Raw genomic sequence first — 18,707 nt, forward strand, 5'->3', positions numbered from 1 at the left:
GACCCCTTCCTCTTTGTTAACCTGGAAATTCGGCAAGGCCGAACTTGGTAGCAGGCTGCGCCCCGCCCGATCGTGCCGTGCGCACGAGCGGACCGACCGCAACCAGCGTCGCGAACAGCAACGCGATCTCGATGTTGTAGACAAAGCCGTAGCCGATCGCCGGACCGGACAGCGCGACGCCGAGCGCGCCGCTGTCGGCGAGCGACGCGACCAGGTCGCGAATGCCGCCGCCGAGCAGGATGCCGCCGCCCGCAGCGGTCGCCTGGACGGCGCCCCACGTGCCGAGCGCCAGCCCGGGATCGCTGTCCGAGGCCACCGCCATCGCGGCGGTCAGCGTGCCGGCGGCGAACAATCCGCCGCCGAGGCCGATCAGCGCCGTGCCGATGCGGAACAGCAGGGCCGACTGCGCCGGCGCCGCGAACATCACCGCGGCGAACGCGAAGATGCCGATCAGCGCGCCGAAGCCCGCGAGCCGATATGGATCACCGCCGCGGCCGAGCGTGCGCGCGGCGAGGCCGAAGCCGGTGAGCGTGCCGAGCGCGAAGAACGCGGTAAGCGCGGTGGTCTGGCCGACCGACAGCCGCAGCACTTCGGCCCCATACGGCTCCAGCAGGATGTCCTGCATCGAAAAGCCCGCGGTGCCGAGCGCGACCGCGATCAGCATCCGCGACGACCCGCCGGCGGCGCGGAAGCGCGCCCAGGACTGATTGAACTGCGGCCGCTCGCGGCTAGCGGAGGTCAGTGTCGGGTTGCGCGCTTCCTGTTTCCACAGCGCCACGATATTCAGCAGCAACTGCGCGACCGCGACGCCCTGGATCACCTGGATGAGTTGCAGCTCGCTGAAGTTGCGCAGCAGTTCGCTGAAGATCAGCGCGCTGCCGGTCATCCCGACCAACAGCATGACGTACAGAAACGCGACGACGCGCGGCCGCGATTGCTCGGGCGCCAGATCGGTCGCCAGCGCAAGCCCCGCGGTTTGCGTCGTGTGCATCCCGGCGCCGACCAGCAGGAATGCCAAGGCGGCACCGAACTGGCCATAGACCGCCGGATATTCGCCGCCCCCGGACAGCACCAGCAGCGCGAACGGCATGATGGCGAAACCGCCGAATTGCAGCAGCGTGCCCATCCAGATATAGGGCACGCGGCGCCAGCCCAGCACCGAGCGGTGGTTGTCAGACTTGAAGCCGATCAGCACGCGGAATGGCGCAAACACCAGCGGCAGCGACACCATCAGCGAGACCAGCAGTGTCGAAACGCCGAGCTCGACGATCATCACCCGGTTGAGCGTGCCGTTGAGCAGCACCACCGAAGCGCCGACCGAAACCTGAAACAGCGACAGCCGCAACAGGCGGCCGAGCGGCAGCTCCTTGGTGGCGGCGTCGGCAAACGGCAGGAAGCGCGAGCCGAGACGCATCCAGCCTTTCGCCATCGTTGCCGCCATCTGGCTCATCGTCGAACCATCTCCAGCGCCTGCGAGGTGTAGAACCCGGACGACACGCGATGCGTCCGGCCCGGCTGCCATGGCCGCAGCGCCGGCTCTTCCGAGATCAGCTTGAGCAACTTCTTTTCGCTGATCGGCTCGATCGCCGGCGCACGGTCTGCGCGCGGGAAGAAGCCACCGACGAAATGCATCAACGCCAGCGCCGGCGTCTTCGGCGCGAAGGTCACCGCCATCGACTGCCGCGTCCGCGACGCCAGCGTCGCCAGGATCCGGCAGATATCGTGCGGCAGATAGTGGATCAGCGAGTCCATCGCGACGACGAAGTCGAATTCGCCGAGCGCCGGATCGAGCATGTCGCCGGAGCGGAAGTCGATCGCGGCCGGATCGATATCCTCCGGCAGACGCTCGCGCGCGACGCCGACCAGCGTCGGCGACAGATCGATCGCCAGCACCTGCGCGCCGCGCCGCGCCGCTGCGATCGACAGCGCGCCGGTGCCGCAGCCGGCATCGAGTAGCCGCGTGCCGGTCATGTCGGCCGGCAGCCACGACAGCAGCGTGTTGCGCATCTCGTCGCGGCCGGCCCGCACGGTGGCGCGGATGCCGCTGACGGGGGCGTCGGACGTCAGCTTGGCCCACGTATCGGCCGCGGTGCGGTCGAAGTACGTCTCAAGCTCTCCGCGTCGCTCGATGTAGCTGCCCAACGCCATCAATCAAATCCCAGGAGATCAAAGATGTCGCGATCTTTCAGCGGCTTGCCCTGGACGGGAGGCTCTTTGGCGTCCCACAATTCCGTTGCCAGCCGAAGATACTCTTGTTGCACAGCCAAAATTTCGTCGGTGTGATCCATCTCAAAAAGTGTCATTTTTTTCAGACGGCTCTTCCGGATGACATCGAGGTCCGGCAGATGCGCGACGCGCTTGATACCAGTGCGCTCGCCGAACTTGTCGATCTGGTCGGTCTCGCGGCTGCGATTGGCAATCACTCCCGCCAAACGAACGGCGTAGTTCTTCGACTTCGCCTGGATCGCCGCGGCGATGCGGTTGGCGGCGAAGATCGAATCGAAATCGTTGGCGGCGACGATCATCGCCCGCTCGGAGTGCTGCAGCGGCGCCGCGAAGCCGCCGCACACCACGTCGCCGAGCACGTCGAAGATCACCACGTCGGTGTCTTCGAGCAGATGATGCTCCTTCAACAGCTTCACGGTCTGGCCGACGACGTAGCCGCCGCAGCCGGTGCCGGCCGGCGGTCCACCGGCCTCAAGGCACATCACGCCGTTGTAGCCTTCGAACACGAAATCTTCGGGGCGCAGCTCCTCGGAGTGGAAGTTCACCTCCTCGAGCACGTCGATCACCGTCGGGATCAGCCGCTTGGTCAGCGTAAAGGTCGAGTCGTGCTTCGGATCGCAGCCGATCTGGAGCACGCGCTTGCCGAGCTTGGAGAACGCCACCGACAGGTTCGACGAGGTCGTGCTCTTGCCGATGCCGCCCTTGCCGTAGATCGAGAACACCTTGGCGCTGCCGATCTTGACGTTCGGGTCGAGCTGTACCTGCACGCTTCCCTCGCCGTCGCCTTCGGCGCATTTCGACGCATTGAGGTCGGCGCAGCCCGAAGTCTTCAGCTTGAGGGGATCAGTCAGGATGTTCATGCGGCCACTCCTACGCCTTCAAGGCGATCCTCCAGCTCTTCGCCTGCCTTGCGCAGGACCTCGAGCATTTCCGGGTCCGGAGACCAGTAGTTGCGTTCGTGCGCTTCGATCAGCCGGTTGGCGACCTTGGCGGACGCGACCGGGTTGAGCGCAGCCAGGCGCGCGCGCATTTCCGGATCGAGCACGAAGGTTTCGGTGAGCTGTTTGTAGACCCACGGCGCGACTTCACCGGTGGTAGCCGACCAGCCCATCGTGTTGGTGACGTGCTCTTCGATCTGGCGCACGCCCTCGTAGCCGTGCTTGAGCATGCCTTCGTACCACTTGGGATTGAGCATGCGGGTGCGGGTCTCGAGTGCGACCTGCTCGGACAGCGTGCGAACCGTACCGGCGCCGCGGGTCTGGTCGCCGATGTAGACCGGCGCCGCCTGCCCGCCCTTGGCCTTGCGCACCGCGCGGCTGATGCCGCCCAGCGTATCGAAATAATGATCGACCGTGGTGACGCCGAGTTCGACCGAATCGAGGTTCTGGTACGCGAGATCGACGTCGGCGAGCGCGCTCTTCAACAAATCGGCGTGCTGCACCGGCTGGCCCTTGAGACCGTAGGCGAAGCTCTTGCGCTTGGTGTAGGTCTCGGCGAGTTCGTCCTCGTCTTCCCAGCGGCTGTTCTCGACCAGATGGTTGACGTTGGAGCCGTAGGCGCCGTCGGCATTGCCGAACACCCGCAGCGACGCCGTTTCCATGTCGCAATTATGCGCGGCCTGATAGGCCAGCGAGTGCTTGCGGATGAAGTTCTGTTCGGCCGGCTCCTCGGCACTCGCCGCCATGTAGGCGGCTTCGGCGAGAAGCTTGATCTGTAACGGCAGCAGGTCGCGGAAGATGCCCGACATGGTGATGATCACGTCGATCCGCGGCCGGCCCAGCTCCACAAGCGGAATCAGATCGGCACCGGCGAGCCGGCCGTAACCGTCGAACCGCGGCCGCGCGCCCATCAGCGCCAGCGCCTGGCCGATCGGCGCGCCTTCGTTCTTGAGGTTGTCCGTGCCCCACAGCACGATCGCCACCGTCTCGGGCAGCGCGTTGCCTTCGGCGATATGCTTGTCGATCAGCCGCTGCGCCTGCTTGGCGCCGTCCTGCAGCGCGTAGGCCGACGGGATCCGGAACGGATCGAAGCCGTGCAGATTGCGGCCGGTCGGCAGCACCTGCGGCGTGCGCAGTAGATCGCCGCCTGGCGCCGGCCGGATGAACTTGCCGTCGAGCGCCCGCATGATCGCGGCGAGCTCGTGGTCCTCGGCCAGCAGCTTGTCCATCCCGGCCAGCTCTTTGAGCATGTCGAGATTGGCCTGCGCTTCCGGACCGTTGCCCGACAGATGTTCGGGATGGCCGCCGCGGACCAGCGCTTCGAGCACCGCCTTGTCGGGGCGCTTGCCGTGCATCGCATCGGCGATCGCTTCCAGCGTCTCGACGCGCTCCTCTTCGGACGGCACGTTGCCGACGACGTGAAGGCCGTGCGGGATCAGCGCGTACTCCATTTCGAGCACCGCGTCGGCGAGCTTGGCGATGGCGGCGCCCGCATCTTCCGCAGTCCAGGCCGGCTCCGCCGGCACCAGATCGAGTCCGGCGGCCTGTGCCTGCACCAGCACGGCGAGATTGTCGCGTTCGGTGTCTTCTTCCGGCGTCAGTCCGCGCCAACGCTCCAGCGATGATTTCAGCTCGAGCAGTCCGCGATACAGGCCCGCATGCGCGACCGGCGGCGTCAGATAGCTGACCAGCGTCGCGGCCGAGCGGCGCTTGGCGATCGCGCCTTCGGATGGGTTGTTGGACGCGTAAAGATACAAGTTCGGCAAATCGCCGATCATGCGGTCCGGCCAGCAGGTACCGGACAGGCCGGTCTGCTTGCCGGGCATGAATTCCAGCGCGCCGTGGGTGCCGAAATGCAGCACGGCGTGGGCGCCGAAGTCCTGCTTGAGCCAGCGATAGAATGCCGAGAAGGCGTGCGTCGGCGCAAACCCCTTCTCGAACAACAGCCGCATCGGGTCGCCTTCGTAGCCGAATGCCGGCTGCACGCCGACGAAGACATTGCCGAAGCGCTCGCCGAGCACGAAGATCGACGAACCGTCGCTCTGATGCTTGCCGGGCGCCGGACCCCACTGCCCTTCGATCTCGCGCAGCCAGCGCTCCGACTTGACGTGATCGCCGGCGGCGACACGTGCGTGGACATTCGCGGCCGCGCCGAACCGCGACGCGTTGCCGTTGATGATCGCTTCGCGCAACGCGTCGACGCTGTCGGGCACCTCGACGGTGTAACCCTCACGCTTCATCGCGGTCAGCGTGTTGAACAGCGACTCGAACACACCCAGAAACGCGGCCGTGCCGGTGTTGCCCGCGTTCGGCGGGAAGTTGAACAGCACGACCGCAACCTTGCGATCCTTGCGCTCGCTGCGGCGGAGTGCAACCAGGCGCGCGGTGCGCGACGCCAACATCTCGGCGCGCTCGCCGCACACATGCATGTCGCCGCCGGTTTCGCTGCGCTCGAACTTGCAGAACTTGTCGCAGCCGGGGCAAGCAACATCGCCACCGTCGGAGCGGCCGCCATAGACCATCGGGCCAGACGAACCGTCGAGCTCGGGGATCGCCACCATGATGGTGCTTTCCACCGGCATCAGGCCGCGATCGGACGCCGCCCACTGCTCGAGCGTTTGAAATTCCACCGGGTGCGCCGACAGATACGGCACGTCCAGCGCGGCCAGGATGTCCTCGGCCGCCTTGGCATCGTTGTAGGCCGGGCCGCCGACCAGCGAGAAGCCGGTGAGTGACACCACCGCGTCGACCACCGGGCGGCCGTTGTGGATGAAGAACTTCTCGATCGCCGGGCGCTGATCGAGCCCCGAGGCGAACACTGGCACGACACGGAGACCCTTGGCCTCGAACGCCTCCAGCATGCCATCGTAATGGCCGGCATTGCCCGCCAACAGATACGAGCGAAGCAGCAGCACGCCCACCGTGCCCCTTGCGTCGGAGGGGCCCGCCGGCAACTTGTCGGCCGTCTCGGCGATGCGGCCCTTCATCTTCGGGTGATAGACGCCGATATCCGCGTAGTCGATCGGCGGTTCGACCTTGGCGACGCCGCGCAGCGCCTTGCGCGGGCCGTTCGCATAGCGATCGATCAGCAGCCGCACCATGTTGGCGATGTTCTGCTCGCAGCCGGCCAGCCAGTATTGCAGCGTCAGGAAATAGGCGCGCATGTCCTGCGCGGTGCCCGGGATGAAGCGCAGCAGCTTCGGCAGCTGCCGCAACATCTTCATCTCGCCCTTGCCGGCGCTGCCTTCGTGCTTTTTGCCGCGCAGCTTCTTCAGCCAGTTGATCATGCCGAGCGCCTCGGCGCTCATGTCGAACTTGCCGATATGCGTGAGCTTCACGACTTCGGCGGCCGACATGCAACACACCATGGCGTCGCACTGCGTGCGGCGCGCCACGAGCGCCGGCATCACTGCGCGGACGTGATCGTCCATGAACAACATGGTGGCGATGATGATGTCGCCGGTGGCGATATCGGCGAGGCAGCGCTCGAGCGCAGGACCGTCGCTGCCCCACTCATCTGCGGAGTGCACGGTCAGTTCGAGGCCGGGATAATCCTTACGCAGCACATTGCGTGCGCGCGCGGCGGCACCGGACAGATGGCTGTCCAGCGTGACGATGACGACCCGAACCGGGGTGTTGTCAGCGGGCGAAGTGCGCTTTGGCATCGTACAATGTCTCGACGGTGATGGTTGCGACGCCGTTCTCGTTGGCGAACCGCTCGGTGTTGCGGCGGGCCTTGCCACGAACGAAGAACGGAATCTTTTGCAGTTCCTTTTCCGCTTCAGGAGCCCAGACGGCCCCCGCGGCCGCACCGTTTACAGCAGCCGATTTGGATGCTGCATCGTCGAGAGTCGTCGCGCCTTGCGGCAGCGCAATTACTACCTCCGCGGTTTCGGGCGCGGCTTGCGGCGCGTGCCCGGTGCCGAGATGGGACGGCAACGCGCCGTCCTTGAACTCGAAATCATCCTTGAACATCGCCAGCAGATGCTCTTCGAGGCCCATCATCAGCGGATGGACCCAGGTATCGAAGATTACATTAGCGCCTTCGAACCCCATCTGCGGCGCGTAGCGCGCGGGGAAGTCCTGGACGTGGACCGGCGCCGAGATCACCGCGCAGGGCACGCCGAGCCGCTTGGCGATGTGGCGCTCCATCTGGGTGCCGAGCACCAGCTCGGGATGCAGCTCCGCCACCTTGGCTTCGACTTCGAGGTAATCGTCTGTGATCAGCGCCTCGACGCCATACTTCGCCGCCGCTTCGCGCAGATCGCGACCGAATTCGCGGCTGTAGGTGCCGAGTCCGACAACCTTGAAGCCGAGTTCTTCCGAAGCGATCCGCGCCGCGGCGATCGCGTGGGTGGCATCACCGAAGATGAAGACACGCTTGTTGGTGAGGTAGGTACTGTCGACCGAATGCGAGTACCACGGCAATCGAGTCGCCGCCTCGGCGAGCACCGGCGCAGGATCGACACCGGCGAGGGTCGCAACTTCACGGATGAACTCGCGCGTCGCAGAGACGCCGATCGGGATCGTCTTGGTGAACGGCTGATGGAAGATGCGGTGCAGCCACGAGGCCGCCTGCCCGGCGATCTCCGGATACAGCACGACGTTGAAATCGGCGTCGCCGAGGCGGGCGAGATCCGCCGGCGTCGCGCCCATCGGCGCGGTGACGTTGACGTCGATGCCGAGCTGGCCGAGCAGCTTGGTGATCTCGGCGACGTCGTCGCGGTGGCGGAAGCCCAGCGCGGTCGGACCGAGCAGATTGCAGGTGGCGCGCACGCCCGGCGCGCGCTTCGCACGCTTGGTGCCGGGCGCCGGCGCTTTCGGGCCGGCGATGGCGCGGACCAGCTGATAAAACGTCTCGGACGCGCCCCAATTCTCCTTGCGCTGATATGCCGGCAGATCGATCGGGATCACCGGGATGGGAAAGCCGAGCGACTTGGCGAGCCCGCCCGGATCGTCCTGGATCAGCGAGCCGGTGCAGGACGCGCCGACGATCATCGCCTGCGGTTGGAAGCGCGCATAGGCATCGCGCGCCGCGGTCATGAACAGTTCGGCGGTGTCCTTGCCGAGGTCGCGCGCCGCGAACGTGGTGTAGGTCACCGGCGGCCGCTTGGCGCGGCGCTCGATCATGGTGAACAGCAGATCGGCGTAAGTGTCGCCCTGCGGGGCGTGCAGCACGTAGTGCAGCCCGTCCATGCCGGTAGCGACGCGCATCGCGCCGACGTGGGGAGGTCCTTCGTAAGTCCAGACGGTGAGCTGCATGTCAGGCCACCAGCTTGGCGCGGCGCACCAGCGGCCGCGCGAACAATTCGGCGAGATCGGCCGCCTGCTCGTAGCCCTGGATCGGGGTGAACACGAGTTCGATCGACCATTTGGTGGTGATGCCTTCGGCCTCGAGCGGATTGGCGAGCCCAAGGCCGCACACCACGATGTCCGGACGCGCCGCGCGGCAGCGGTCGAGCTGCAGGTCGACGTCCTGGCCCTCGGTCAGCGCGACGTCGGGCGGCAACAGCTTGAGCTCTTCGGCGAGGTGCTCGCGGTGCAGATACGGCGTGGCGACTTCGACCAGCTGCATCGACAGCTCGCGCGCCAGGAAGCGCGCCAGTGGAATTTCGAGCTGCGAGTCCGGGAAGAAGAAGATGCGCCGGCCAGCGAGTTCGGACTTGTACGCCGCAAGCGCACGCTCGGCGCGAGCCCGGTTCGGCTCGGTGACTTTGTCGAACTGCGCGGCCGCGACGCCGAATGCATCGGCCGCGGCGCGCAGCCATGCGGTGGTGCCCTCGACGCCGAACGGGAACGGCGCGGCCAGACGCTTGGCACCACGCTCCTGCAGCGCCCGAACCGTCTCCGGCAGGAATGGCTGCGCCATCAGGATCTTGGTATTCGGCCCGACGCTCGGCAGCGCGGTCGACTTGCGCGGCGGAAAGAACGCCACCGGGCCGACGCCGAGCGCGTCGAACATGCGCTTGAACTGATCTTCGACGACGTCGGCGAGCGAGCCGACCACGAGCAGCGATGCGGTCTCGTCCTGAGCGGCCGGCAGCGCCGGAACCAACGATGCGAGGCAGGCGTCTTCGCCTTGCGTGAATGTCGTTTCGATGCCGCTGCCCGAATAGTTCAGGATGCGAACGTCGGGCGAGAAGCGCTGCGACAGCCGCAGCGCCGCACGCGACAGGTCGAGCTTGATGACTTCCGACGGGCACGAGCCGACCAGGAACAGCAGCTTGATGTCGGGACGGCGAGTCAGCAGTTGCGTGACCACGCGATCGAGCTCTTCGTTGGCGTCGGTGAGACCGGCGAGGTCTTTCTCTTCCATGATCGCCGTGCCGAACCGCGGCTCGGCGAAAATCATCACGCCGGCGGCCGACTGGATCAGATGCGCGCAGGTGCGCGAGCCGACCACGAGGAAGAAGGCGTCCTGAATTTTGCGATGCAGCCAGACGATGCCGGTAAGCCCGCAGAAGACTTCGCGCTGGCCGCTCTCGGTACGAACCTCGCGCGTGACAGGATCGACCTCAGGCGCGGCGCAAGGGGAGACATGTACGGTCATGCGCGGCTACCGGAGATATGAGCAGCACCCTCGGCGGCGAGCCGCTCATCGCGGCGCGCGGCGCGCAGCTTGAGGACGAATTGCGTCGCGTTGACCACGTAGGTCGCATAGGCCGCGAGGGCGACCAGCATTTGCTGACGCGGATCACCAAGGCCGGCGAACAGCATCACCAAGTAAGCGGTGTGCAGCGCGAGCACGAGGAAGCTGAAGACGTCTTCCCAGAAGAAGGCCGGCGCAAACAAGTAGCAGCCAAAGACTTCCTTCTCCCAGATCGCTCCGGTGATCATGATGGTGTAGAGCACCAGCGTCTTGATCACGACGGACGCCGTCGCAACGGTGTAGCCATCGCCGGTCCAGAGGTAACGCAGCACCAGTCCGAGGCTGATCAGGAAGATCAGAAACTGCACGGGCGCAAGGATACCTTGCACCAACGTCCACTTTGTTGCGTCGCGGCGAACCCGCTCGTCGGGCGTGTAGAGCATCTTAAGCCTCTGACCAGGCTGGGAATTGCGTGCGGCTGATGGCGCCCGGGAAGCGGGCGTTGCAGCAAAGGTTTTGACAACCTTGGTGTAAAGAACGTTTGACACACCGACATCACGGTGATGCGATACCGATATGCGGGGGCACGAGGCGAGCAACATCGCACCAAGACCCTCATTTCCTTGATCTGATGCTGATCTGAATTCCACCGCGCCACTCCCTAAGTGCGGCTGATCGACAAAGGCTAGACCCCGACATCACGAGTGTCAACTGAACCATACGTAAATTAAACTTGACGGTCGCATGGCCCGTCGGGTTATCTGGTCACAAGGGGGTATCCAATGACCGACCGCAAAGAGCTCTCGATCTCGCACAGCCCCTGCGTGAACCGGCGCCCGTTACCCGTGAGCTTGAACTTCTCTCCTCCTGAGCCGATCTGGCGATACCGGCCGCCGATCGGCAGCGACGCGATTGCCCGTTCGATCCGCACTCAGATGCTCCCTCACGTCGGTCTCGCGCTCCGCTCCATGTCTTTCCCGCCCTCTCCGGAAGCGGCCGAACCGGCTGCACCGTTCGAAGTCCAGCAATTCACGCTTCTGATCTTGAGCGCCGACGAAGCCGCGGCTTTCGCCTACGTCGAGAATCTTATCTCGCGCGGCATGGCGATCGATTTGATCTTCCTCAACCTGCTCGGCCCGGTCGCGCGCCGGCTCGGTGAGATGTGGGAAGACGACACCACTGACTTCGCCAACGTCACGCTGGGCGTCAGCAAGTTGCAGCGGGTCATGCGCCACCTCGGCGAAACTTCGTCGTCAGCCGACGACGTTCAGCGCATCGGTTCGGTGCTGCTGACGACCGTCCCGGGTGAGCAACACAGTTTCGGCCTGGCGATGGTGGCGGAATTCTTCCGGCACGATGGCTGGGATATCTGCACCGGGCCGTTCAGTTCGCCGCGCGAATTGTCATCGCTGGTGACGGATCGGTGGTTCGACCTGATCGGCTTCTCGTTGACCAGCGACCGCCGGATCGACGAGTTGAAGCGGCTGATCCAGGATGTACGGCGGCTGTCCCGCAACCGCTGGGTCGGCGTCATCATCGGGGGGCCGGTCCTGGTAAATCGCCCCGAACTGGCCAATTTGCTGGGTGCCGACATGAGTGCTACCGACGGCGCCCATGCGCCGCAGCTGGCTCGTGCACTGCTTCCGATGCTGAAAGGGCGACGGTGACGCTTGCGGGCTTCGCCGCCTCGCTTCGGCTCTGCTATAAGACAGGCTGAAGACGAGGAGATCGAATGACCGCAGTTTCCGCGGAAAGCGTCGCACCGAGCGTCGTGACCGCACTCTACGTGCAAACCAGAGCCCTTCACCTCGAGGCGGAGCGAACCGGCTTCATCGCCGACATGCTGCGCGGCGCCGCCAGCCGGAACGGCTATGCGCTGCTGCTGCGCAACCTGCTGCCGGCTTATCACCAGATCGAAGACGGCCTCGAGCGCCATCGCGACGATCCCATGCTGCGGCCATTGGCCCGCTATCGCCTGGCGCGAGCGCCGGCAATCGCGGCTGATTTGGCCGCGTTGACCGATGACGAGCTGCCGCTGCTGCCGGAAGGCGAAGCTTATGCGCAGACCATCGCGCGCGCAGCCGAGGGCGACGGCAGCCGGCTGATCGCGCACGCATATACGCGCTATCTCGGCGACCTCAATGGCGGACAGATCGTCAAACGCCTGCTACAGAAGTCGCTCGGCCTCGGCCCGCGGGAGCTGGCCCATTACGACTTCTCGGCGATCGGAGAGCTCGCAGCCCTCAAGACCGGCTACCGCCAAGCTTTGGAGCTGGCCGGCGCGGCCGCCGCAGACCCTGAAGCGATCATCGCCGAAGGCGCGGTCGCGTTCGAATGCAACATCGCGCTGTCGATCGCCGTGCAGCGCCGACTTTCGGGCCCGCCTGCCTAATTTCGCGCTGGACTATTTCTTGGTCTTCTGCGGTTTGCCCGGGGTTTGATCTGCGGACGCCCGGGAGGCGTGTAGCATCAGATGCTGCAGCACTTCGGCGGTCCGCATCGTCGAATCGCGCACGCCTTCCAGCATTTCGGCGATCCGCCCGGTCTCCACCCCGTAGGTGATTTCCAGCGCCGCCAGCTGCGCGTTCTCGACCACCGCCGACAGCAGGTTCTGGTAGACGAGATCGGATTGCGTATCGAGCCGCAAGCCGGAGTTTCGGCTGCTCTTGAGGATGCCTTCCTGAAAACGGCCGCGCGCGGCTTCGGCAGCCCGACGAGCGGCGTTGTCGTTGAAGATCAGCACAAAGCCGAGCGCGCGATCCCGCGATGGTATCACCGGATCGGCGCGAACCAACAGCGAGCGAGTCTTGCCGGCCGCTTCGCGCAACAACAATTCGCCGCGCCAGCCGCGCTGACGCTCGATCATCTCGGCGATATTGCGCCTGAAGTCGAACGGATCAAAGAACGCCAAGGCGAGATCCTCGAGCCGGTGCAGCGGAGGATAGCCATCCGGCAGGATCGCGGTGAAAGCGGTGTTGATCAGCAAAATCTTGCCGGCCGCATCAGCGATCACCACCGGATGGTCGGAGCTCGCAACCTGTCGCGAGAACTGATCGAGCTGTTCCTGAGCGATCAGCGTTCGCACCGCGCGGAATTGCAGCACGATGTCGGCGACGGACTGGCCGATGGTTCGCACCGCGGCAAGATCGGACGGGGTCCAGGGATCCGACGTCCCCTCCACCACCTGATTCCATTTGGCGAAGGAGCGACGCGGCGACAGATCGGCGGGAGTGTCGCCAATCACGAACGGCTTCTTCGGATCTCCACCCCAGGTAACCGTCCGGACCCGCTCGGGACGAAACCAGATCAGGAATTCGCCAGGTTGATTCGACACCGGGGCCGCAGCGATGCCGCTGGCAACCGGCGTCAGCGTCGCGAAGTCTTGCACGTCGATGCCCAGCGACGACGTCGAGATCACTGCAGCGCGCGGCTGACGCGCCAGCCAGGCGGCGATTTCGCGAATGTCGTGCGTGCCGGGGACTTCGCCGACCGTGGTCACCTGCCCTTCATAGACCAACGCGGCGCCGCTGGCGCGCACCGGCTGCAGGATCGACTGAGAGACATCGAAGATCGCCGCACGCCAATCGCCCTCGCGCGAGATGCTCTCGATCATGCGCTGTTCGAGCCGCTGAACAAACAATTCGGATTGGCTCTGCGCGAAACTTTCCAGCGCGGTGATACGCGTGGCGATGGCTTCGGCGAGCATCTCACAAACGGCACGCAGTTCGAAATGGATGAATCGCGGCTGATAGTGATGGCAGGCGACCAGCCCCCACAGCTTGCCGCCGACCATCAGCGACACCACCAGCGTGGCGCGCACGCCCATGTTCTTCAGGTACTGCAGATGGATCGGCGACATCGAGCGCAGGAAGCAGCCCGACATGTCGAGGTCGCGTCCGGTCAGCGGCGACAACCGCGGCTGCAACGGCACCGGCTCGTAGGCGACATCGACCAACACGCGCACGCGCTGCCGCTCGTACAGCCTTCGCGCCATTTGCGGAATATCGGAGGCCGGATAGCGGTTGCCCAGATAGGATTCGAGACCCGGAGCGTGCCGCTCCGAAAACACTTCGCCGTGGCCTTCTTCGTCGAAACGATAGACCATCACCCGGTCGTAGCCGATGCGGTCCTGAAACAGCAGGGCAGCTTCGTCACACAGTGCGCGGACCGAATTCGAGGTGCGAATCTTGTCGAGCGCCTGACCGACGGCGGTCGGCAGATCGAGCGGCGGACCGGCGCGCTCGAGCTCGACGATCAGGCCACCTTCCGGCGGCCGGTGGATCAGGCCATCGAAGTCCAAAGCGGGCGTGCCGATCCGGCAGCGCACCGCGATCGGGGTTCCTTCGGACGTCGGATCGAGATGCGGCAGGATGCGGATCAGCAGATCGCCTTCGAGATCCGCGAGGGCGACGCCGACGACCTTTTCGACGTTGAGAAATTCGGCCGCATTGACACTGGACTGAATGATGCGGTGGTCGGGCTCACTGACGACCAGCAATGCACCATGCGGCTGGATCGATCCTGCGAGGTGGATCTGTTCCTGCTCACAATTGGAAAGGTCCGCTGTTCCGAATGCGGGCGAGATGGTCGGTTGAACGGCCAATCATTCCTCGGAGTCGTCGTCCATGGAAGTCTCTTGTGAGCTGGACCCCTTGTCATCGAGTCCATACCGGGCGAGCTTGGCATAGAGGCTCTGTCGGCTCAAGCCGAGCAATTCGGCGGTCGCGGTGCGGTTACCTTTGGTCAGCTCGAGCGCTTCCTTGACGTAGTGGCGCTCCACGATACCGACGGTATTCTTTACCAGCTTGCGTAGAGAGGAGCGGCCCAGCTGCTTGCTGATCGGCCCGAGCGCCGCGCGCAGCGCATCGCTTTCTCCGCCGGTAAGCCGGCGCGACACATTGCGGATCAGCACGCCGACGTAGTTGTGGTCGTCGCCATCGACGGCGGAAATCTCGACCTCGGTCTCGCTGCCGAGTTCGCCGCGAATGGTTGTCTGGAACAGCCGCACCGTCTTGTAGCGCTGCAGGTGCGAGAGGAGCGCGGCGAGATCGGCGCCGGGCTGGTTCAGCCAGCGGCCGAGCGATTCGCCGATCGCCGACCCCTTGGAGCCGATCTGTACAAGATCGAGAAACGCCTGATTGGCGTGCCGGATCACGCCCGCCGAATCGAGCGCCACGAAGCCGTCGGGCACGCGGTCGATCAGCGTTTTCAGAACGGTCGGCTCGCGGTCGTCGCCGCGCGGCGCGGACGTCACGGGAGCGAACTGCAGCAGAAAGACCTGGCCGCGCTCCGATGACACCAGAGAGCCACGCACCATCCATGGACGCGCCTCCCGGCCGAGATGCACCAAAATGCTCAGCGCCTTGCCCCGATCGCGGACGCGCAGCAGCATCTCGCGGACAGCGTCCCGATCAACTTCAGCAATCTCACCGACAATCTCGCGGCCAGTAACGTCCGCGTTGTCGCGGTCGATCCCTGTGAGCGCCTGCACAGCAGCGCGATTGGCTTCGACGATCCTGAGATCGTTCGCCGAGACGATTACCACCGCCTCGGTGGCCGCATCGAACACCAGGCGATAGCGCGTTTCCATCTCGCGCAGGCGCCAGTAATCGCGCTCGATGGTCTGCTGCGCTGCAATCAGCCGCGAATGCAGTTCGGTGACCGCCTGCAGGTTCTTGCCGACTGCCACCATGCCGGTGCGATCACCGAGCAGCATGGTGGTGAATTCGATCGGAATCTCGGTCCCGGACGGAAAGCGCTGATTGATCTGACGGAACGCCGAGATCCCACTGGAGCGGGCATCGTCGACCATCCGGCGAACTTTGTCGCCGCCCTCCTCACCCGCGATATCCGACCACGGCCTGCCGAGCCAAGCCTCGACGCTCTCTCCCGACAAGGCAGGCGACAGACTTGCGTCGCGGATCACACCGTCCATATCGAGTAACAGTGTGATGTCAGGCTGTGCTGGTTTGGCAGACATCGTTCCACTCGCAGGCGGTTCCGGCGTCGGGAGACGTCTGGAGAAGGTCGCGCCCTGTGGAATTATGCAGACCTTGTGCCAATGACAAGTGCAAGCTCCTCCTAAATAAGAAGGAAATTCGCCGAATTGCCTAGTCTGTAACTTTATTGCGCGAAATCAAGGCGATACAAGACACAAACGTCCAGTTCGACAGAGTGCTGAGTGTCAGAATTCCTTTACAGGGCAGTTTAGAAGGAGTTTGGATACACCATCGTCGAGCCCGAACTGGGCCCCGATACCGTGGGCGCAACCGACTGAGATCTAGGAGAGAGACGTGGTCCGTAAATTTCTCGCAATTGTCACCATCACCGCTGCCGCAGGATCTCTGTCGACAGGCGCGTCGGCGCAGGACGCCGCGAAGGGCGAGGCTGTGTTCAAGCAGTGCCAGACCTGCCACCGCGCAGACAAGAACATGGTCGGCCCGGCGCTCGGCGGCGTGATCGGCCGCAAGACCGGCACCGCGGCCGGCTTCACCTACTCGCCGCTGAATCACGCCGCTGGCGAAGCCGGTCTGGTGTGGTCGCAGGCCAACGTCGTCGAATATCTCGCTGACCCGAACGCCTATCTGAAGAAGTTCCTGACCGACAAGGGCCAGGCCGACAAGGCGACCGGCTCGACCAAGATGACCTTCAAGCTGGCCAACGAGCAGCAGCGCAAGGACGTCGCCGCTTATCTGGCCACCCTGAAGTAAGCCATCGGTCGCCGGCTGCGGCCGGCGCGTTCTCAAGAGCTCCGGTCCGCGAGGATCGGAGCTCTTGTCATTTGAGGATGATGATCTCCGCCCTCAACGGCGCCAGCGCCGCAGCACATCGACCAGATGCGCCGCGCCCGCGAGCATGAGGCAAACCGTAGGCAGCACCCAGGAGCCGCCAGTCAGCACAGCGCGTAGCGCCAGCAGCATCAGCGCCCCCGAGCACATCCCCGGTAGGAAATCAGCGGGCGCGATGCCGCGCCTGCGCCATCCCCAGTAACCGATGATCCCGACAGCCTCGAGCACCAGGAAGCCGAGGATCAGATCGACGAGCAGGCCGCTGGTGAACAGATCGGACATCATCGACATGTCCAGCCCTTCAATGTGAGAGATGACCGGCGGCCGCGACGATCAGAATGGCGCATTGAGCTGGACCACGGTCCAGTTCAGTGTGGCCGCGAAGCTGACCCAGATCAGATACGGCACCAGATAGTAGCTGGCCGTCCGTGCGCCTCGCCAAAACACAACGATGCCCGTCGCCACCGAAAGCCACAGCAGCGGCACTTCCAGCAGCGCCCAATCCGGCCGCTGCACGGTGAAGAACAGCATGCTCCACAGCACGTTGAAGAAGCCGTTGGCGGCGAAGATGCCGATGACCCATTCGCGTTGAGCCCGCGTGGTCGCGCCGCGCCAGGCGTAGACCGCGGACATCGCCGCCAGTGCAAAAATCACCGTCCAGGCCGGACCGAACGCCCAGTCCGGCGGCTGCCACCACGGTTTGCTCAGGCTTTGATACCAGGGCCCGGTGTCGGTGAGCGATCCGCCGAGCAATCCGACCAGGATGGCGACGGCAAAGGCAACAAGGATCGGATTCACGTCGGACCTTCAGGGCGTTGGGCGCTTCGCGCGTCCGCTTGGCGGTGAGATGCGGCGAAGAAGAAAACAGAATCGAGTCGGCGACCCAGACTATCAAGGTCGGTGCTTCAACGCACAGGGCCGAGATGCCCCTGCGCGGCGAGATGGGATGAATGCTAAGTCTCAGACGGAGGCGAAGCCGGTCATGTGCGCCAAATTCTTGAAGAAGATCCGGACATGCGCGATCGGCTTGGCACGGACCAGCTTCTTGTTCATGTAGGCGTCCCAGGTCAGCTTCTGGACGTCGCGATCGCGGCAGATGCTGACGAACTGCTCGCGGCGCTTGTCGCTCGCGTACCAGTACCATTGCATCAGCCCGAGGATTCGGAACACAGAGCCGTTCGCCCGCATGAAGCGCTTGCGCGCCAGCTTCAACGCCTTGGCGTCGGCGGTCTGCAGAAACTCACCAACGGCCTCCGCCGCCAGCCGGCCGCCGAGCAGCGCGTAGTAGATGCCCTCGCCCGACGCCGGCGCGACCACGCCCGCGGCGTCGCCGGCGAGTAGCACGCTGTGGCCGTCGTCCCAGCGCGCCAGCGGATGCAGCGGGATCGGCGCGCCTTCCTTGCGGATGGTCTCGACCTCGTCGAGGCCGGTCTGCTTGCGCAGCTCGGCCACCGAATCACGCAGCGAGAAGCCCTTGTGCATCGAGCCGGTGCCGACGCTCACCGTGTCGCCGTGCGGAAACACCCAGCCGTAGAAGTCCGGCGACACCTTGCCCTGGTAGTACACGTCGCAGCGCCGGCTCTCATAGGCCGCCCGCTGCTGGGCGCCGGGGGCCTTGATGATCTCGTGATAGGCAAACACGAACGGCACGCGGTCGGCATCCGGTAGGAACTGCCGCGCCACCGCCGACACCGCGCCGTCGGCGCCGATGATCGCTCGCGCCTTCACCGTCTGCTCCTGCATGGCGCCGTCGGGCTGGCGAGCTTCGTAGTGGATCGTGTTGACGCCGCCTTCGTCACGCGTGAAGCGACGGAACAGGCCGGTGCGGCGCTCGGCGCCGACGCTGGCGGCGCGCTGGCGCAACCATTCGTCGAAATGCTCACGGTCCACCATGCCGACGAAGCCGCCGTCGATCGGCATGTCGACTTCGACATCGGTCGGCGACACCATACGGGCGGCGTTGATCTTGGCGACCAGCATGCCGTCCGGAATTGCGAAGTCGCGGATCGCGCGCGGCGGAATGGCGCCGCCGCACGGCTTGATGCGGCCGGCGCGGTCGAGCAGCACGACGCGCTTGCCGGCTCGGGCGAGATCGCAGGCCGCGGTGGCGCCGGCCGGCCCTCCGCCGACGACGACGACATCATAGATCGCGGAGTTATCGCTCAT

Annotated in this window: 15 protein-coding genes; 3 read left to right on the forward strand and 12 right to left on the reverse strand. The window is 65.1% G+C overall.

Annotated elements, in window-relative coordinates:
• Nucleotides 1-16: 16 nt before the first annotated feature.
• Genes D4Q52_RS16160 through bchF form a run of 7 tightly spaced genes read right to left on the reverse strand, consistent with a single transcriptional unit; the run spans nt 17 to nt 10,301 of the window.
• Nucleotides 17-1,450 (reverse strand): BCD family MFS transporter, encoded by a 1,434-nt coding sequence (locus D4Q52_RS16160; protein WP_119857597.1) that lies wholly within the window; start codon nt 1,448-1,450, stop codon nt 17-19.
• On the reverse strand, nt 1,447-2,148 hold the full coding sequence (bchM, locus tag D4Q52_RS16165; protein WP_119857598.1) for a magnesium protoporphyrin IX methyltransferase: 702 nt from the start codon (nt 2,146-2,148) through the stop codon (nt 1,447-1,449). Before bchM ends, D4Q52_RS16160 begins: the two co-directional genes overlap by 4 nt.
• Complete coding sequence (bchL, locus tag D4Q52_RS16170; RefSeq protein ID WP_119857599.1) at nt 2,148-3,086, reverse strand: ferredoxin:protochlorophyllide reductase (ATP-dependent) iron-sulfur ATP-binding protein; 939 nt, start codon at nt 3,084-3,086, stop codon at nt 2,148-2,150. The genes bchM and bchL overlap by 1 nt, the downstream gene beginning before the upstream one ends.
• Nucleotides 3,083-6,829 (reverse strand): magnesium chelatase subunit H, encoded by a 3,747-nt coding sequence (locus D4Q52_RS16175; RefSeq protein WP_119857600.1) that lies wholly within the window; start codon nt 6,827-6,829, stop codon nt 3,083-3,085. The genes bchL and D4Q52_RS16175 overlap by 4 nt, the downstream gene beginning before the upstream one ends.
• The gene (gene bchB / locus D4Q52_RS16180) at nt 6,804-8,426 is read right to left on the reverse strand and encodes a ferredoxin:protochlorophyllide reductase (ATP-dependent) subunit B (RefSeq protein ID WP_119857601.1); all 1,623 of its coding nucleotides are present in this window, start codon (nt 8,424-8,426) and stop codon (nt 6,804-6,806) included. Before bchB ends, D4Q52_RS16175 begins: the two co-directional genes overlap by 26 nt.
• Before the next feature lies 1 nt (nt 8,427).
• The gene (locus D4Q52_RS16185; protein WP_119857602.1) at nt 8,428-9,714 is read right to left on the reverse strand and encodes a ferredoxin:protochlorophyllide reductase (ATP-dependent) subunit N; all 1,287 of its coding nucleotides are present in this window, start codon (nt 9,712-9,714) and stop codon (nt 8,428-8,430) included.
• Nucleotides 9,711-10,301 carry a 2-vinyl bacteriochlorophyllide hydratase gene (gene bchF, locus D4Q52_RS16190; RefSeq protein ID WP_425328488.1) on the reverse strand — a complete coding sequence of 197 codons (591 nt, stop codon included), beginning with the start codon at nt 10,299-10,301 and terminating at the stop codon, nt 9,711-9,713. Before bchF ends, D4Q52_RS16185 begins: the two co-directional genes overlap by 4 nt.
• 234 nt (nt 10,302-10,535) lie before the next feature.
• Here bchF and D4Q52_RS16195 point away from each other — a divergent pair, with 234 nt between their 5' ends.
• Both D4Q52_RS16195 and D4Q52_RS16200 read left to right on the forward strand, forming a co-directional pair.
• Complete coding sequence (locus D4Q52_RS16195) at nt 10,536-11,420, forward strand: cobalamin B12-binding domain-containing protein (protein ID WP_119857604.1); 885 nt, start codon at nt 10,536-10,538, stop codon at nt 11,418-11,420.
• Between the two features lie 65 nt (nt 11,421-11,485).
• A complete protein-coding gene (locus D4Q52_RS16200; protein WP_119857605.1) occupies nt 11,486-12,145 on the forward strand; it encodes a heme oxygenase (biliverdin-producing) in 660 nt (219 codons plus the stop codon).
• A gap of 12 nt (nt 12,146-12,157) precedes the next feature.
• Here the strand turns inward: D4Q52_RS16200 and D4Q52_RS16205 are convergent, their stop codons facing one another.
• Both D4Q52_RS16205 and ppsR read right to left on the reverse strand, forming a co-directional pair.
• Entirely contained in the window at nt 12,158-14,356 is a 2,199-nt protein-coding gene (locus tag D4Q52_RS16205; RefSeq protein WP_119857606.1) for a GAF domain-containing protein, read from the reverse strand.
• Nucleotides 14,357-15,733, reverse strand: coding sequence for a transcriptional regulator PpsR (gene ppsR / locus D4Q52_RS16210; RefSeq protein ID WP_119857607.1), 1,377 nt, complete (start codon nt 15,731-15,733; stop codon nt 14,357-14,359).
• 313 nt (nt 15,734-16,046) lie between these two features.
• Here ppsR and D4Q52_RS16215 point away from each other — a divergent pair, with 313 nt between their 5' ends.
• Nucleotides 16,047-16,463, forward strand: coding sequence for a c-type cytochrome (locus tag D4Q52_RS16215; RefSeq protein WP_119857608.1), 417 nt, complete (start codon nt 16,047-16,049; stop codon nt 16,461-16,463).
• A 93-nt stretch (nt 16,464-16,556) separates the two neighbouring features.
• Here the strand turns inward: D4Q52_RS16215 and D4Q52_RS16220 are convergent, their stop codons facing one another.
• The 3 genes from D4Q52_RS16220 to D4Q52_RS16230 form a co-directional block, all read right to left on the reverse strand.
• A complete protein-coding gene (locus D4Q52_RS16220; RefSeq protein WP_425328489.1) occupies nt 16,557-16,826 on the reverse strand; it encodes a hypothetical protein in 270 nt (89 codons plus the stop codon).
• A 48-nt stretch (nt 16,827-16,874) separates the two neighbouring features.
• Complete coding sequence (locus D4Q52_RS16225) at nt 16,875-17,339, reverse strand: TspO/MBR family protein (RefSeq protein ID WP_119857610.1); 465 nt, start codon at nt 17,337-17,339, stop codon at nt 16,875-16,877.
• A 162-nt stretch (nt 17,340-17,501) separates the two neighbouring features.
• The gene (locus D4Q52_RS16230; protein ID WP_119857611.1) at nt 17,502-18,707 is read right to left on the reverse strand and encodes a geranylgeranyl diphosphate reductase; all 1,206 of its coding nucleotides are present in this window, start codon (nt 18,705-18,707) and stop codon (nt 17,502-17,504) included.

It is taken from the genome of Rhodopseudomonas palustris, from assembly GCF_003591005.1.
Lineage (GTDB): Bacteria > Pseudomonadota > Alphaproteobacteria > Rhizobiales > Xanthobacteraceae > Rhodopseudomonas > Rhodopseudomonas palustris_K.